15 protein-coding genes are annotated in these 15,586 nt (G+C 70.3%); 4 read left to right on the top strand and 11 right to left on the bottom strand.

Going from position 1 to position 15,586, the window contains the following annotated elements; genetic code table 11:
• Positions 1 to 59: 59 nt before the first annotated feature.
• From JCR33_RS08120 to JCR33_RS08080, 9 genes are all read right to left on the bottom strand, one after another.
• A complete protein-coding gene (locus tag JCR33_RS08120) occupies positions 60 to 1,601 on the bottom strand; it encodes a hydantoinase B/oxoprolinase family protein (protein ID WP_198881553.1) in 1,542 nt (513 codons plus the stop codon).
• Entirely contained in the window at positions 1,598 to 3,676 is a 2,079-nt protein-coding gene (locus tag JCR33_RS08115; RefSeq protein ID WP_232372441.1) for a hydantoinase/oxoprolinase family protein, read from the bottom strand. Before JCR33_RS08115 ends, JCR33_RS08120 begins: the two co-directional genes overlap by 4 nt.
• Before the next feature lie 71 nt (positions 3,677 to 3,747).
• Entirely contained in the window at positions 3,748 to 4,461 is a 714-nt protein-coding gene (locus tag JCR33_RS08110) for an aspartate/glutamate racemase family protein (RefSeq protein ID WP_198881551.1), read from the bottom strand.
• Positions 4,458 to 4,751, bottom strand: a complete 294-nt coding sequence (locus JCR33_RS08105) for a hypothetical protein (RefSeq protein ID WP_198881550.1) — start codon at positions 4,749 to 4,751, stop codon at positions 4,458 to 4,460. The genes JCR33_RS08110 and JCR33_RS08105 overlap by 4 nt, the downstream gene beginning before the upstream one ends.
• An 8-nt stretch (positions 4,752 to 4,759) precedes the next feature.
• On the bottom strand, positions 4,760 to 6,142 hold the full coding sequence (locus JCR33_RS08100) for an FAD/NAD(P)-dependent oxidoreductase (protein WP_198881549.1): 1,383 nt from the start codon (positions 6,140 to 6,142) through the stop codon (positions 4,760 to 4,762).
• Positions 6,139 to 6,426 carry a (2Fe-2S)-binding protein gene (locus JCR33_RS08095; RefSeq protein ID WP_198881548.1) on the bottom strand — a complete coding sequence of 96 codons (288 nt, stop codon included), beginning with the start codon at positions 6,424 to 6,426 and terminating at the stop codon, positions 6,139 to 6,141. Before JCR33_RS08095 ends, JCR33_RS08100 begins: the two co-directional genes overlap by 4 nt.
• Positions 6,410 to 7,558: an NAD(P)/FAD-dependent oxidoreductase gene (locus JCR33_RS08090; RefSeq protein ID WP_211110157.1), complete on the bottom strand. Its 1,149-nt coding sequence runs from the start codon at positions 7,556 to 7,558 to the stop codon at positions 6,410 to 6,412. The genes JCR33_RS08095 and JCR33_RS08090 overlap by 17 nt, the downstream gene beginning before the upstream one ends.
• A gap of 13 nt (positions 7,559 to 7,571) precedes the next feature.
• On the bottom strand, positions 7,572 to 8,627 hold the full coding sequence (locus JCR33_RS08085) for an LLM class flavin-dependent oxidoreductase (RefSeq protein WP_198881546.1): 1,056 nt from the start codon (positions 8,625 to 8,627) through the stop codon (positions 7,572 to 7,574).
• Positions 8,628 to 8,773: 146 nt separating this feature from the next.
• A complete protein-coding gene (locus JCR33_RS08080; protein ID WP_198881545.1) occupies positions 8,774 to 10,009 on the bottom strand; it encodes a pyridoxal phosphate-dependent aminotransferase in 1,236 nt (411 codons plus the stop codon).
• Positions 10,010 to 10,204: 195 nt separating this feature from the next.
• Here JCR33_RS08080 and JCR33_RS08075 point away from each other — a divergent pair, with 195 nt between their 5' ends.
• Together JCR33_RS08075 and JCR33_RS08070 are read left to right on the top strand one after the other, a co-directional pair.
• Positions 10,205 to 10,981, top strand: coding sequence for an IclR family transcriptional regulator (locus JCR33_RS08075; protein WP_198881544.1), 777 nt, complete (start codon positions 10,205 to 10,207; stop codon positions 10,979 to 10,981).
• 114 nt (positions 10,982 to 11,095) lie between these two features.
• Positions 11,096 to 11,875, top strand: a complete 780-nt coding sequence (locus JCR33_RS08070; RefSeq protein ID WP_198881543.1) for an SDR family oxidoreductase — start codon at positions 11,096 to 11,098, stop codon at positions 11,873 to 11,875.
• Positions 11,876 to 11,898: 23 nt separating this feature from the next.
• Here JCR33_RS08070 and JCR33_RS08065 read toward each other — a convergent pair whose 3' ends face one another.
• Together JCR33_RS08065 and JCR33_RS08060 are read right to left on the bottom strand one after the other, a co-directional pair.
• A complete protein-coding gene (locus tag JCR33_RS08065; RefSeq protein ID WP_198881542.1) occupies positions 11,899 to 12,819 on the bottom strand; it encodes an ABC transporter substrate-binding protein in 921 nt (306 codons plus the stop codon).
• Between the two features lie 130 nt (positions 12,820 to 12,949).
• Complete coding sequence (locus tag JCR33_RS08060) at positions 12,950 to 13,693, bottom strand: GntR family transcriptional regulator (RefSeq protein ID WP_269751158.1); 744 nt, start codon at positions 13,691 to 13,693, stop codon at positions 12,950 to 12,952.
• A gap of 277 nt (positions 13,694 to 13,970) precedes the next feature.
• Here JCR33_RS08060 and JCR33_RS08055 point away from each other — a divergent pair, with 277 nt between their 5' ends.
• Together JCR33_RS08055 and JCR33_RS08050 are read left to right on the top strand one after the other, a co-directional pair.
• Positions 13,971 to 15,062, top strand: coding sequence for an ABC transporter substrate-binding protein (locus JCR33_RS08055; protein ID WP_198881540.1), 1,092 nt, complete (start codon positions 13,971 to 13,973; stop codon positions 15,060 to 15,062).
• On the top strand, positions 15,055 to 15,586 hold a 532-nt coding region (locus JCR33_RS08050), incomplete at its 3' end, for an ABC transporter ATP-binding protein (RefSeq protein ID WP_198881539.1). The genes JCR33_RS08055 and JCR33_RS08050, both read left to right, overlap by 8 nt.

The raw sequence follows: 15,586 nt of genomic DNA, 5'->3' as shown, positions 1-15,586 counted from the left end.
CCCGCCACGAAGGCAAGCGGTCGCGCGACGAGCCCGCTCGATGGGCGTCGGCGGCGTGGCTAGGCCTTGCCGTAGCCGCCGCCGCCCGCGGTCTGCATCACCACCCGATCGCCCTTCTTGAGGATCCAGTGGTCGGCGGGGTCGATGTCGGTACCGTTCAGCGTGAGGCGGCCGACGACGCCGGGATCGCCCCCCGCAAGCCCCGGCGGCGCCGCCTTGAGGCGCGTCATCAGGAAGGAGCAGACGGCCGGCGTGTCGCCGACGAACTCGAAGGCGAAGTCGAGCCCGTCGCCGCCACGATGGGCGCCGCCGCCGCCGCTGCCCGGGCGCACCGCCCGGTGCAGCACGCGCACCGGCGCCCCCGCCTCGATCACCTCGATCGGCGTGTTGCCGAGGTTCGACGGGAAGCTCACCACCGACAGGCCGTCGCGGTCGGCGAACGCTCCCTGCCCGGCGTTCAGGAAGTTCGCCGTCGCGTAGCGCCGCCCCTCGTCCTCGCCCGCCATGGTGAAGGAGGAGTTGGCCGACCCCGGCGCCATCACCCGGTCGGGCAGGACATCGGCGAGGGCGGCCATGAAGGCGACCGGCAGAAGATGGCCGATCATCCCGCGGGCACCGCTCGCGGCGGGGTAGCGGGGGTTGAGGATCGTCCCTTCCGGCGCCGAGGTCGAGATCGGCAGGAAGCTCCCCTCGTTGTTCGGAATGTCGGGCGACAGCAGCGCCTTCACCCCGAAGGCGGTGTAGGCGAAGGTGTAGATCGGCACGGTGTTCACCGAGCGGGGCAGCTGCTCGGACGTCCCCGTATAGTCGATGTGCACCCGGTCGCCGCGGATCTCGACCCGGTTCTGGATCACGATCCGCTCCTCGAAGCCGTCGTGCTCGAGGCGATAGCGATAGTCGCCGTCCGGCAAGGCGGCGACGGCGGCGCGCATCGCCGCCTCGGAGCGGCCGCGGATCTCGCCGCTCAGCCGGTCGAGGTCGAGCCCGGAATCGTCGAGCAGCTCGTTGAGGCGACCTTCGAGCATGCGGCAGGCGGCCACCTCGCCCCAGACGTCGCCCATCGTCTGCTCCGGCACCCGCACATTCTGCGAGATGAAGGCGACCACCGTGTCGTCGACCACGCCGGCGCGAACGAGCTTCAGCATCGGGATCTGCAATCCCTCCTCGAAGATCTCGCGCGTGCCGGAGGAGCGCAGCCGGCCGCCGATGTCCGGCATGTGGCTCGTCACCGCGGCATAGCCGTGGATGCTGCCGTCGCGGAAGATCGGCATCACCACCGTGATGTCGTGGATATGGCCCGTCCCCATCCACGGATCGTTGGTGATGAGCACGTCGCCCGGCGCGAGCGTCTCGGGCGGGAAGTGGCGGATGAAGTGCTTCACCGTCGCCGGCAGCGTGCCGATGAAGGAGGGAATGCTCATCGACGACTGGGCGACCGAGCGCCCCTCCTTGTCGGTCAGCACCACGGCGAAGTCGTTGGCCTCGCGCACGAGCGTGGAGAACGACGTGCGCACGAAGGCGGCGGACGCCTCGTCCACCGCGCTCACGAGGCGCGTCCACAGGATCTCCAGCGTGACGGGGTCGAGATCGTTGCGGCTCATGCGGGCTCTCCAAAATCGACGCACACGGCGAGGTCGGGAAGGATCTCGACGGCGGCGGTGAGCGGGACAACGAGCGTCGATTCGCGCTCTTCCAGGATCACCGGGCCATCGAGCCGGGTGCCCGGAGGCAGCGCGTAGCGATCGTAGACGGGTGCCGAGGCGAAGCGGCGCTCGGCCGGCAGATAGACTTCGCGGTGAGCCTTCGGCGTCGCCGCCCCACCGCCGCGGCCTTCGGCCCAGGAGAAGCGGCGGCTCTCCACCCCGCTCTGGCCGGTGAGGCGCCACGTCACCACCTCGATGCGGGCGTTCGGGACGGTGTTGCCGTAGAGGTCGCGATAGGCGGCCTCGAAGCTCTCGCGCATCGCCGCGACGGGGCGCGACGCGATCTCGTCGTACGGCAGGGTGATCGAGATGACGCTCCCCTGCCCCGCGTAGCGCATCTCGATGAGGACGCTCCACGCGATCGCTCCGAGGTCGGCGGAGGCCGAGGTGAGCTCGGTCTCCGCATCGACCCGCAGGCCTGACAGCATCGCCGTCACCTCGTCCCAGTCGAGCGCTTCGAGAAGGGTCGGCTTCGACCAGGCCCGATCGACCCGCGGCGGCGCGGCGAGGAGGCCGAGGCAAGAGCCCGCCCCCGCGGCGATGGGGCAGAGGAGCCGGCGCACCCTCAGCCGCCGCGCCACCTCCACCGCATGCACCGGGCCCGCGCCACCCGTCGCCACCATGGTGAAGGCGCGCGGATCGAGCCCCTTCTCGGCGATGTGGACGCGGGCGGCCGCCGCCATGTTCTCGTTGACGATGTCGGCGATCCCGGCGGCGACCTCGGTCACCGACAGGCCGAGCCGCGCGCCGAGCCGGCCGAGGGCGGCCTCGGCGAGGTCGGTGCGCAGGCTCATTTCGCCGCCGAGGAAGCTGTTGGCGTCGAGATAGCCGAGCACGAGGTCGGCGTCGGTCACCGTCGCCTCCTCGCCGCCGCGCCCGTAGGCGGCGGGACCCGGCACCGATCCGGCGCTGCGCGGCCCGACCTTCAGAAGCCCCAGCGCGTCGATGGTGGCGATGCTGCCGCCCCCGGCGCCGATCTCGATGAGATCGATGCTCGGGATGAGGATCGGCAGGCCGCTCCCCTTCTTGAAGCGCTTGACGCGGGCCGCCTCGAAGGTGTGGGCGATGTCCGGCGCCCCGCCCGTCGCGACGCACGCCTTCGCCGTGGTGCCGCCCATGTCGAAGGCGAGGATCGTGTCGAACCCCGCCTCGATCCCGGTGTTGAGCGCGCTGATCACCCCCGCGGCCGGCCCCGATTCGAGGAGAAGGATGGGCGTGTCGGCCGCCGCCTCCGCCGAGGTGAAGCCGCCGCTCGACAGCATGATGCGCAGAAGCCCGGCAATGCCCGCCCCGCCGATCCGCTCGCCGAGCGCGTTGAGATAGTCGCGCACCAGCGGCTGCACGTAGGCGTTGGCGCTCGTCGTCGACATCCGCTCATATTCGCGGATCTCGCGCGCGACGCGCGAGGAGAGGCTGATCGCGAGGTCGGGGAAGCGGGCCGCGAGAGCCTTACCCAGCGCCTCCTCGTGCGCCTCGTTGACGTAGGCGTGGAGGAGGCACACCGCGACGGCGCTCACCCCCATCGCGCCGATCGCGTCGGCGACCGCCTCCACCATCGCCTCGTCGAGCGGGGTGATCTCGGCGCCGGTGCGGTCCATCCGCGCCCCCACCTCGGCGCGCGCCTCGCCGGGCACCAGCGGCTCGGGCAGCTCCAGGCGCAGATCGTAGAGGTCGTAGCGGACCTCACGGGCGATATCGAGCGTGTCGCGCGTGCCTTTGGTGACGACGAGGCCGGTCGGCGCGCCGCGCCGCTCGATGAGCGTGTTGGTGACGAGCGTCGTGCCGTGCACCACCTCCTCCACCCGCTCGCCGTCGGCGGCCATCTTGTCGAGGAGCTGGGCGATCACCTCCGACACCCCCTCGCCGGGGTCGGCCGGGGTGGTGAGGCACTTGCCCACCCAGATGCGGCCGGTGCCGCTCTCCTCGGCGATCCCGTCGGTGAAGGTGCCGCCGATATCGACCGCGATCCTCAACCGGGGCGCGGTGCCTGCTGCGGGTAGGGAAGCGGGCGCATTCATCGAGCTATCTCTTCGTGTCCGGCGGATCAGTCGTAGACGCGGGGCCGCAGCCCGGCGTGAAACCAGTTGATGAGGGTCGCGACGTCGAACACCGGCATGTCGAAGCGCCGGGCGAGCGAGCGTGCGTAGGGGGGCATGTTGGTGCATTCGAGCACCAGCGCGCCGACCTCGGGATGGCTGGCGAGGAGGCGCTCGGCGGCAGCGATCGTGTCGGCCTCGTGGTCGGCGAACGACACCGACGTCGCGTTGCCGCGCTGGCCGCGGCGGAACTTCGAATCCGGTGCGATCCCGGCGACCGGCACGTCGACGGGCGCGCCGACGGCGCGCAGGTGGTCCGCCGTCAACGCCTCGGCATCCATGGTGAGAACCCCGGCGCGGCGGCCGGCGGGGAGCACCTGGTCGACGAGCGCAACCTGCAGGAGGCTCGACGTCGCCACCGGGACCGGCAGCGCGGCCTTCAGCTCCGGGTGAAACAGCGAGAGAAAGCCGCAACTCGTGGCGATCCCGTCGACGCCGAGGGCGACGAGCCCCCGCGCAGCCTCGATGAAGAGAGGCAACAGCTCCGCGTCCGGCCGGCGCGACACGACGCGCGCCGACGTCGCGCCCCGCACCACGGCGTACTGCACGGGAAAGTGGAAGGTCACCGCGTTGCCGATATCCCCCGGCAACCGCTCGAAGCCGGTGTCGAGCATCAGGATGCCCACCGTCACCCCGTGGACCGTGCGGTGGCGCTCGCTCACGCCGCCGTCCACTCGACGTGGGCGCGGATCGCGCCGGTCTGCGGGTGCACCCAGCCGTGCGGCGCGGCGGCGGCGATCATCTTGGAAAGGCCCGCCTGCCACGCGTCGCCCTCCGGGCCGAGGCGGCGCAAGGCGGCTTCGTCGACCCAGGCCGTGTCGCGATCCTCCAGCCCGGCGAGCGGGGCGAGCGCCGCGGCGACGGTCTCGGGCTCCGCGGCGGCGTCGACCTTGACCTTGAAGCGGCGAAAATCCTCGGGATCCTCAAGCGTCAGCCGAAGATCGGATGTCACGACAATGATCATGCGTCCTGCATGTCGGCGAGCTCGCCGACCGTTACGGGTTGGAGGGGAGCGCGGATGCGGAAGTAGCCGACGTCGCCCACGGAGCGGTGCTGCATCTCGGCGATGAGGCCGGCGACGGTCGGCCCGCAGAGCCGGCCCTGGCACGGCCCCATCCCGACGCGCAGAAAGCTCTTCGCTTGATTGGGACCCGCGCAGCCGGCGGCAACCGCCGCCCGCAGCTCGCCCGCCGTCACGTTCTCGCAGCGGCAGATCACCGTTTCGTCGGGCGTCGCCGCGAGCATCGCGGGCGGCGGGTAGACGGCGTCGACGAGCGACTGGATCCGCGCGTGCGCCTGCAACTGGCGCTGTTCGTCCGCGAGCGCCGCGGCGTCGAGCGCGGGGTCCGCCGTCAGCATCCGCAACGCCGAGATCGCGGCGATGCGCCCGGCATGCTCGGCGGCGGCGGCGCCGGCGATCCGCACGCAGTCACCGGCGAAGAGGATGCCGGGGATGGGGCTCTCGCCGCGCCCGTCGACGCGCGGACCGAAGGCATGGTGACGCTCGTCGAAATCATGGGCGATGCCGAGCGAGCGGCTGAGCTGCTGGGCCGGGATCACCCCCTCGTGGAGGGCAAAGAGCGATGCCGCGATCCGCTGGCGCCGTCCACCCGCGACGAACGACACCGCCTCGGCGCGGCGGCTGCCCTCGATGCGGATCTCCGTGGCGTTCCGGTAGTGCGGAACGCGCGCGCGCCGCAGCTTCGCGAGCATTGCGAGGCCGCGCCACAGGTCGCGTCGCGCGACGGGCTCGAGCACCAGCGAGAGCTCGCCGCGCGCCGCCCATGGCCGAACCGAGGTCTCGACGATCGCCGCCGGCGCCACCCCCGCCGCGATGAGCTGGTTGGCGAGGAGGAGAAGCAGCGGCCCACTGCCGACGAGCACCGGCGGCTCGGCCGGTACGAGGCCGTCGCCCTTCAGAAGCGTCTGCAGCGCGCCGGCGGTCATCACCCCGGGGAGCGTCCAGCCGGGCACGGGAACGGGCCGCTCCATCGCCCCGGTCGCGGCGATGACGACGGGTGTGCCGAGGGTCTCGCTCCGCCCGTTTCGGGTCAGCGAAACCTCGCGCTCAGCCGTCACACGCCAGACGCGGCTTTCGGGCCAATAGCGCGCGCCGCTCGCACGGAAGGCGGCGATCAGCGCGGCCCCGCGCGCCGCGTCGGCACCCAGAATGCGCGCCCGCGCCGGCGAGGCGGCATTGCGCTCCGCCCCGCGATAGATCTGCCCGCCGGGGGTGCGCTGATCGTCGACCACGACCACGTCCCGCCCTCGCTCGGCAAGGTGCGTCGCGGCCGCCATGCCGGCAGGCCCAGCGCCGATCACGATGACGTCGACCTTCCTCATCCGACCCGCCTCGCCCCGCTCTGGCGACGCACCGAGAGGCCCGGCGCCACGGCGACCTGGCAGGCCCGGCGGTTCTCCACCCCGTCGATGCTCACGAGGCAGTCGAAGCACATCCCGATCATGCAATAGGGCGCCCGGGCGGGGCCGAGCGGGCTCGTCCGAAAAGTATCGATGCCGGCGGCGAGAAGGGCGGCGGCGACGCTCTCCCCTTCCACCGCCTCGATCTCCTCGTCCTCGAAGCGGAAGCGGACCGTCGGTCCGCCGCGCTCAAGCCGCTTGAACATGGAAGCGATCCGCGCTGAAGGTGGCGAGCTCGTGCGGCAGGTCGCCCGCCACGATCGACGGCGCGACCACCAGGGCATGCGCCGCGGCGAGGGTGACGCCGCTATGGCAGGTCGCGGCGAAGGCGCCGGGATAGCGCCGGGACTGCTGATAGATCGGCCGCCCATCCGGCGTCATGATCCGCAGGGCACCCCAGCAGCGCACCACGTCGAGACGGGCGATGTCGGGGAAGGAGGCGACCGCGCGGCGCGACATCGTGCGCATCGCGACGTTGGCGGTGCCGTCGTCGAAGCCCACCTCCTCCTGCGTGCCGCCGATCATCAAGCTCCCTTCCCGCGTCTGGCGCAGGCCGGTGAAGAGGAAGTCGCCGAGCGGGGCGGCGCGCTCGGTCACCATCACCTGCCCGCGCACCGGGCGCACGGGCATGTCGAGGCCGAGCGAGGCGGCGAGCCCCGCGCTGCCGAGCCCGGCCGCCACCACGACCTTGCCGGCCACGATCTCGCCCGCGGACGTCGCGATCGCGAAGCCGCCCCGCACCGCCCTCACCGCTTCGACGCTCGTGTGGGGGATGAAGGCGCCGCCTTGCGCTTGAATGTCGAGATGGAAGGCGCGCAACAGGGCGAGCGGATTGGCGTGGGCATCGGCCGGGCAGAAGGAGGCGCCCCGCACGCTGTCGCCGAGCGGCAGCGGCGTCATGCGCGCCACCGCGTCGCGGTCGAGGATCGCCATTCCGGCCGAGCCGCCCTCCGCATCGAGGCGGCTCGCGATCGCCGCGCGCGTCGCAAGCTCCTCCTCGCTGAGGCAGAGGGTCAGCCCGCCGGGCTGGCTGAAGCCGACATCGATGCCGGTGCGCACGCCGAGGCGGGCGGAGAACTCCGGCCACAGCGTCGCGGACCGCTGGGTGAGGCGCGCATAGGGCGGATGGCCCTCGCCCTTCCCCTGAACCCAGATCTGCCCGAAATTGCCGCGCGAGGCCCGGTGGGCGACGTCCCCCTCATCGAGCAGCGCGACCGTGGCGCCCGCCTCGAGCGCGCCCCACGCGATGGCGCTGCCGACGAGGCCGCCGCCGACCACCGCAACATCCACCGCGAACCGTTCGGACGGCAAGGAGGTCGGAGGCTGGCGGGACGGCATCGGGGGCGCTCTCTCAGGCTGCGGCCCGTCGGTCGAGGGCCGGGGCGACCTTGTTCATGAAGAGGTCCATGCTGGAGCAGGCCACCTCATGCGGCATCGGACCGAGCCGCATCGTCATGATAACACCGCCGACGCCCGTCGCCTCGACCCCCGACAGCTTCTCCGCAACGGTGGCGGGCGAGCCGTAGACGATCGCGTCCTCGGGGGCGACCTTGGGCGGCGCGCCCTCGTTGCCGGCGTGGCTCATCGCGAGGCCGCGCTCCTTGTAGACGCGGGTGCGCATCGCCGCGCGATGCTCGCGCATGGCCTCGAAGGCGGGAAGCGCGATCTTCTCGGCCTCCGCGTCGGTCTCCGCCACGAAGACGTTCCGCCAGACCCAGCATTCGCCGACGTTGCGCTGCGTCTCCTCTTCCGAGTAGCCGGCCTTGCGCATGGTGTCGCGGTAGAGGGCGATGCGGTCCGCCGTCGTGGCGTTGGACTGCACGTTCATGAGGAAGGGCAGACCGCGCGAGGCGAGCCCCTGCATCGAGGCTTCGCCGGAGGCGGCGCGGATCACGAAGGGATGCGGCCGCGTCATCGGCCGCGGCCGCAGGACGGGCACGTCGATGGTCCAGAAGTCGCCCTCGTGCTGGACGCGCTCCTCGGTCCACAGACGGTTGATGATCGCGTCGGCCTCCTCGTAGCGCGGCTGCGCCTCCTCGGGCGCAATGCCGTAGCCGAGATATTCGTAGATGTTGATGTTGGTGCCGCGGCCGAGGCCGACGATCAGCCGCCCGTTGCTGACGATGTCGATCAGCGAGAGCTGTTCTGCGAGGCGGACCGGGTGATGCAGCGAGGTCTGGATCACCGAGAAGCCGATCCGCACGCGCTCGGTGGCGGTCGCGAGGGACGCGGCGAAGGTGACCGGATCGACATAGGCGCAGCCGCCGTCGAAGTGGTGCTCGCCGAGCCACAAGGCGTCCATGCCGAGGGCTTCGCTGAGCTTCGCCTCCGCGAGAGTTTCCGTGATCCGGGCCGCGTCCTGATCGGGCTCGCGGCTTTCGGGGAACAGGAAGTTTCCGAACTTCACAGCGCCCTCCGTCCTTTGCTGCGGTGCGGCTCGAGAAGACCGCCCAATATCGTAACAACGGTACGCATTGTGAAATGCGCGCGAATTGCTGTCAATCACGACAGCTTGCCGAATTGCCCAAAATTAGGGCAAATTCGCGACGTTCGTCAGCCGGAAAGCGCCTCGCAGGCGGCCGCGATCCGGCGACATCCCTCCCGCAACGTCTCGTCCGAGGCGGCGAAGGAGAGGCGCACGTGGTCGGGCGCGCCATAGGCCGATCCCGGCACGCTCGCAACGCCGTGGTCGAGGAAATGGGCGACCACGTCGACGTCGTTCGCAATGGTCCCGCCGCCCGGCGCCGAGCGCCCCAGCAGCGCGGCGACGCCGGGGAACACGTAGAAGGCCCCCTCCGGTGCGGCGACGCTGAGGCCGGGGATCCCGGAGAGGCCCTCGAGCATCAGCGTCCGGCGCCGGGCGAACTCGTCGCGGTGGGCGAAGACGTGGTCCTGCGGCCCGTTGAGCGCCGCGATCGCGGCGGCCTGGCTGATGGTGCAGGGATTGGAGGTGCTCTGCGACTGGATCTTGGCGATCTCGGTGATGAGCGCCCGCGGCCCCGCGCCGAAGCCGATCCGCCAGCCGGTCATGCAATAGGCCTTCGACACGCCGTTCACCGTGTAGGTGCGATGGGCGAAGGCCGGCACGTCGGCGGCGAAGGTCGCGAACGGGCGCCCGTCGTAGAGGATGTGCTCGTAGATGTCGTCGCTCAGCACCCACGCCCTCGGGAAGCGCTCGAGGACGTCGGCGAGCGCTTCGAGCTCGGCCTTGCTGTAGGTCCCGCCCGCCGGGTTGCCGGGGGAGTTGATGACGAGCCAGCGCGTGCGCTCCGTGAGCGCCTCTTCGAGCTGCGCCGGGGTGATCTTGAAGCCGCTCGCCTCGTCCGTCGGCACGATTACGGGCATCCCGCCCGCGAGCCGCACCATCTCCGGATAGGTGCCCCAATAGGGCGAGGGAATCACCACCTCGTCGCCGTCGTCGACGGTCGCGAGGAAGGCGTTGAAGATGGTGTGCTTCGCCCCGCAGCCGACGGTGATCTCGTTGGCCGCAAACACGAGGCCGTTCTCGCGGCGGAACTTCTGCGCCACCGCATCCTTCATCTCCGGCGTCCCGTCGGCCCGCGTATAGCGGGTCTGGCCGGCCCAGATCGCGTCCGTCGCCGCCTGCTTGATGTGGTCCGGCGTCTCGAAATCCGGCTCGCCCACCGTCAGGTTGAGGATGCTGCGGCCCGCAGCGCTCGCCTCGCGCGCCTTTTGGGAAGCGACGTTGCTCGCCGACGGGCTGATCCGCCGGGTGCGGGCGGCGAAGGCGCTCGCCTCGTCGGCGACGAGGCCTGCGGACAGGTTCATGCAGTCATCCTTCCGGGCTGACATGGATGGGCCAGGATGTGGGAGGGGAGAAGTGCCACGATGGGATCGTTATTTTGAAACGATGATACGCATCGTGAAACGAGCATGATGCCATGTCAATCCGCAGATTGACCCCGACAACGGAAATGCTAGACGTCCGCGACTGGAACACCACAGCAGCGAAGGCCATGGCGCGTGTCCAAGAGCGACGTATCTGACCTCGACCCCGCAGCCGGAGCCGCCGAGCCGTCGCGGCGAGCCGGCATCAATGCGGTCGAGCGCGCGCTCGGCATCCTGGATCTGTTCATCGCGAGCGAGGGTCCGAAGAGCCTTGCCGAGCTCAGCAAGGCGAGCGGCCTCGTCAAGCCGACCGTGCTGCGCTGCCTCGTCTCGCTCGAGCACATGGGCTACGTGGTGCGCAGCCCGAGCGGCGGCTATGTGCTGGGCGCCAAGGTGATGCAGCTCGGGCGCACCTACCGCGCGAGCTTCCGCCTCGACGACTATGCCGTGCCCATCCTGCGCGAGCTCGCCCAGTCGAGCGGCGAGAGCGCCTCCTTCCACGTGCGCGAGCACGACAAGCGGCTCTGCCTCTTCCGCATCGAATCGCCCCAGTCGGTGCGCGACTTCGTGGACCTCGCCATCGCCTTCCCGATCGACGACTCCTCGATGGGGATGATCCTGTCGGGCGCCGACGAGGGGCAGGACAACAGTGTGCGGACGGTCTTCAGCTCCGCCGGCGTGCGCAACGCGCAGACTGCCTCGATGGCGACGGCGGTGCTGACGGCGGGCGGCGGATGCGCCGGCGCCATCGCCCTCACCGGCCCGGTCAACCGCTTCACGGTGAAGGAGAAGAAGCGCCTGCTCCCTCTCCTCAGCGAGGCCGCCGACCGCCTGTCGACGATGCTCGGCGGGCCGCGCGAGCGCCTCGGCCGCCGCCCCCGCCTGGTCGACGCGCAGAGCAGCGAGATCTGACATTCGCTTCAATCTTGTTACAGAGGTCCGCCTAGTGTAACGATCGTCACCCGACAGCGATGCCGGGGCGGGCCTTCTCGCGCCCTTCCCGGCTCGAAGCAGGGAGATGGGCGAATGGATCTCGGATTGGCGGGCCGGACGGCCATCGTCTGCGGGGCGAGCAAGGGGCTCGGGCGGGCCTGCGCCGAGGCTCTCGCCCGCGAAGGGGTCGACGTCACCCTCGTCGCCCGCACGCCGGAAACTCTTGAGAGCGCCGCCGAAGCGATCGCCGCGGCCGCCCCCTCGACGACCGTCACCACCCTTCCGGCCGACGTCGGCACGCTCGCCGGCGTCGAGACGATCATCGCGGGCCGGCCGCAAGCCGACATCCTCGTCACCAACTCCGGCCATTCGCCGAAGGGCGAAGAGCTCGAGTGGGACGCCGCCGCCTGGGAGAGGGCGACCTATCACCACATGATCGCTCCGATCATGCTGATCCGCCACTATGTGGCCGGCATGAGCGAGCGGCGCTTCGGCCGGGTCGTGAACATCACCTCCCGCGCGATCCGCGCGCCGATGGAGTACATGACGCTCGGCAATGCGCCGCGGGCGGGACTGACCGGCTTCGTCGCCACCGTCTCGCGCAAGGTTGCAAAGGACAACGTGGCGATCAACAACCTCCTCCCCGGCCCGTTCGCGACCGCCACGCAGGCCAAGGGGCTTCAGCGCCTCGCTGCCCTCGCCGACCGCGATCTCGCCGAGTTCACTGAGGAGCGCACCGCCCAGGTTCCCGCGCACCGCTTCGGCGACCCGAGCGAGGTGGGCGCCCTATGCGCCTACCTCTGCTCCGCCCAGGCGGGCTTCATCGTCGGCCAGAACATCCTCATCGACGGCGGCGCGGTGAACCTCGTCTGAGGAGAACCCGGCCGGCATGCCGGTCAGGCGGTCCGCCACAGCGGGGCGAACCGGGTGGCGACCACCGTGTCGTAGGCGGGGTCGCCGTCGAGGATGCCGATCCGACGGCAGAACGCGTTCATGCCCGCGACGAAGCGAGGCGAGAGGCTCGCGTCGTAGAAGGGAGCGTCGGCGGCGATGCGCTCGGCGATGAGATCGACGGCGTCGTCGGGGAAGTAGGCTCGGGAGACCTCGGTGGCGAGCGCCGGATCGCGCCTGAGGTCCTTTTGAGCGGCGACGATGGCGCGGACGACGGCCGCCACCGCCTCCGGCTCCGCCGCGATCAGCGCGTCGCTCGCCGCCACCGTCGCCATGGTGAAGTCGAAGCCGTTCGGCGGACCCGCCGCCCGTCGCGCGTCGTAGACGATGGTGCCGTAGCCGCCCTTCACGGCGAGCGTCGCGCCCATGCCGTTCGCCCAGAAGCCGTCGATCTCGCCCCGGCGCAACGCGTCGGCGGCGGCGAGGCCGAAATTGGTGCCGTGGCCCGCCGGAACGGGCACGATCCGCGTGCCGGTCGCGGCGAGGTCGATGCCCGCTTCGAGGAGCAGGCCGGAGAACGCCTTGCCCACCCAAGGCGCGGCGCCGATCCGCTTGCCCGCGACCGCCATGAAGTCGCCGGGCGCCGCCCCGAAGTCGGCGTGGAGAACGAGGAACCAGTAGAGCCCCTGCGACTGGGCACAGACGAGGCTCGCCCCCTCCCACTCGGGAAAGGCCGACAGCGCGGAGTGAGCCGAGCCCGCCACGAAGGCGACGTCGCCCGCCCGCATCGCCGCATAGGCGTCCTCGACGGGGGCGAGGAGACCGACCTCGATGTCCACCCCCTCTCGGCGGTAGTGGCCGAGCGCCTCCGCGGCGAGCGCCGGGAAGTAGGACGGGGACACCACGTCCGGAACGACAAGCTTCACGGAAGAGATCCTGGCTGGAGCACCGCTGCTCGAGCGGGAATCGCTTGAACGCGGGTGCTGGCATTCAACGGGCGGAGCATCCCTTCTGCGCGACGGGGCGCAGGATGCTCCGACGGCGGCGGGGGTGCGCTCAGCGGCGCATGGCGAGAGCTCCGGCAGGCGGCATGCCGAGCGCCTTCGCGAGCGTATCCACCTCGTCCACCGGCGCCGACAGATTGAGCCGCGCCTCCACGTGGGTCAGATGGTGGCGCATGAGTTCGGCGGCCCGCTCCGCCTCGCCGCCTGCGATCGCGGCGACGATGGCCTCGTGCTCGCACGGCGGGCTCGCGTCGTCCGCGCTGCGGCTGTAGAGCATGACGGAGAGGCAGGTGAAGGCCTGAAGCTCGGCGACGAGACGGGCGAGCACGGGAAACCCCGTCGCCTCGGCGAGCATCATGTGGAAGCGGCCGGTGAGACGCAGGAGGCGTGTGTCCGCCCCCGTCTCGCGCGCCTTGTTTTCGGTGTCGAGATGGCGCTCCAGCCGGCGCACGAGGGCGGCGTCGCTACGCTGGGCGAGAAGGCTCACGATCTCCGGCTCCACCATCCGGCGGACGGCGAAGGTCTGCTGCGCATCCTTGCGCGTCGGGGTGGCGACCTGAGTGCCGCGATTGGGCCGGTGCACCACGATGCCGTCCTGCGCCAGTCGGGCGAGCGCCTGGCGCACGATGGTGCGGCTGACGCCGAAGAGATCGGCAAGGGCTTCCTCCGTCAGCCGGGCACCCGGCTCGAGGCGGCAGCCGTAGATCGCATCCATGATGCGCTCTCGGATTCGCGCCTCGGTTGCCTGCTGCGACGCCACCCTGGCCTCCCTTTGCTTTGCGCTAGATGACACCATTCGGATCGAAACGCAAAATTGCATCCGATGATGATCTCATCTCTTTGATATCTAAAGAATCTAGCAGAGCCATTGACCGAGGTCCATCGCGAAAACGCAGTCAATTCATATACATAACATACTAAAAACAATTATGAATTTCGGCCCAAAAAGTGGTCTGTCGGAAGTTGGAATAATTTTTGGCATGAGGCCTGCATGATTGTGTGCAGTGTGAGTCGGCGCAGTGCGCGACGGGCCGACTATCGCCGACGACGGCATGACACGAGGGATGATGAGCATGGCGATGAATGTTGGGCGCCGCACGGTGCTGAAGGGACTGGGGGCCGCCGCGACGGCGGGCGTCTTCGCACCGCACGTGGCGCGGGCGCAGACCAAGGCGGTCAACTTCACCCTCCCTTGGGTCGCGGAAGGCAGCAATCTCTATTGCTTCGTCGCCAAGGAGAAGGGCTTCTGGGCCGAGCACGACCTCGACGTCACCATCTCGCGGGGCTACGGCTCCACCGCCGCGGCCCAGGCGATCGGCGCCGGCCAGTTCGACTTCGGCTGCGCCGCGGCGACCGCCGGCCTGCAGCAGGCGATGAAGGGCCTGCCCGTCGTCCAGATCACCTCGTGCGGCTACGACGCGACGATGGGCGTGTGCACCCTCGCCGATTCCGGCATCACCGAGCCCTCCGGCCTCGACGGCACCAAGATGGGCGCCACCACGACCTCCGGCGAGTTCCCCTTCCTGCCGGCGTTCGCCGAGCGGGCCGGGTTCGACTGGGATTCGATCGAGGTGATCCAGGTCGACCCGGCGGTGCGCCAGCGCGTGCTCGTGGAGCGCCAGGTGCAGTCGATCTGCGGCTTCGCGATCTCGTTCCTGCCGGTGTTCCTCGCCAACAACGTCAAGACGCGCTTCTTCCTGTTCAACCACTACGGGATGAAGTTCTACAACAACAGCCTGATGACCCAGGCCGATCGCATCGAGAGCGATCCGGAAACCTGCGCCGCCATGGCCGACGGGCTGCAGAAGGCGATGAAGTTCGTGCTCCTCAATCCCGAGGAGTCGCTGTCGCTGTTCTTCAAGGCGGTGCCCGAGGCCGGCCTCAGCGCCACCGGCCGCCAGCAGGTGGAGGCCGGCATGGGCATCTTCTCCCAGTCGCTGGTGCAGGAGCCCTTGAAGACCAACGCGATCGGCTACTCGAACCCGGACGACTTCGAATCGATGATCGAGCTCGTCTACTCCACCCTCTCGGCCGAGGGCGACACGCGCCCGACCGTCGAGGCGGTGCTCGATTCGCAGTATGTGGGCGACGTATCGCTCACCGCCGACGAGTTCCAGACCGCCTGGGATTCGTGCGCCACGTATCGCGAGATGCTGGGTGGCTGAGGCGGCCCTCATCACCCCGGCCGCCGCCAAGGAGACGGTCGTGGCCCGGCATTCCGCCGGGGCCGCGATCACCGTCGACGACGTCCGCAAGGTCTATGGCGGCCGCGTGCCCGTCGAGGCGGTGAGCGGCGTCACCTTCGACGTGCCGCGGGGTGAGTTCGTCGCGATCCTCGGGCCGAGCGGCTGCGGCAAGAGCACGCTGCTGATGATGGCGGGCGGGCTCGAGCCCGCCTCCTCCGGCACCATCACCGTCGACGGCACGCCGATGATGGGACCGCGCGAGACCATCGGGATCATGTTCCAGGACGCCTCGCTGCTGCCGTGGAAGACGGTGATGGAGAACATCCTCTTCCCCATCCGCATCCTGAAGCGCCCGGTCGGCGAATATCGCGAGCGCGCCCGCCAGCTCATCGAGCTCACCGGCCTTGCGGGCTTCGAGAACGCCCGGCCGCACCAGCTCTCCGGCGGCATGCGCCAGCGCGTCGCGATCTGCCGCGCGCTCGTCTACGATCCCGACATTCTGT

This window comes from Acuticoccus mangrovi, assembly GCF_016411865.1.
GTDB lineage: Bacteria > Pseudomonadota > Alphaproteobacteria > Rhizobiales > Amorphaceae > Acuticoccus > Acuticoccus mangrovi.
The sequence above is the reverse complement of the archived record's forward strand: the minus strand, read 5'-3'. Positions and strand labels throughout refer to the sequence as shown.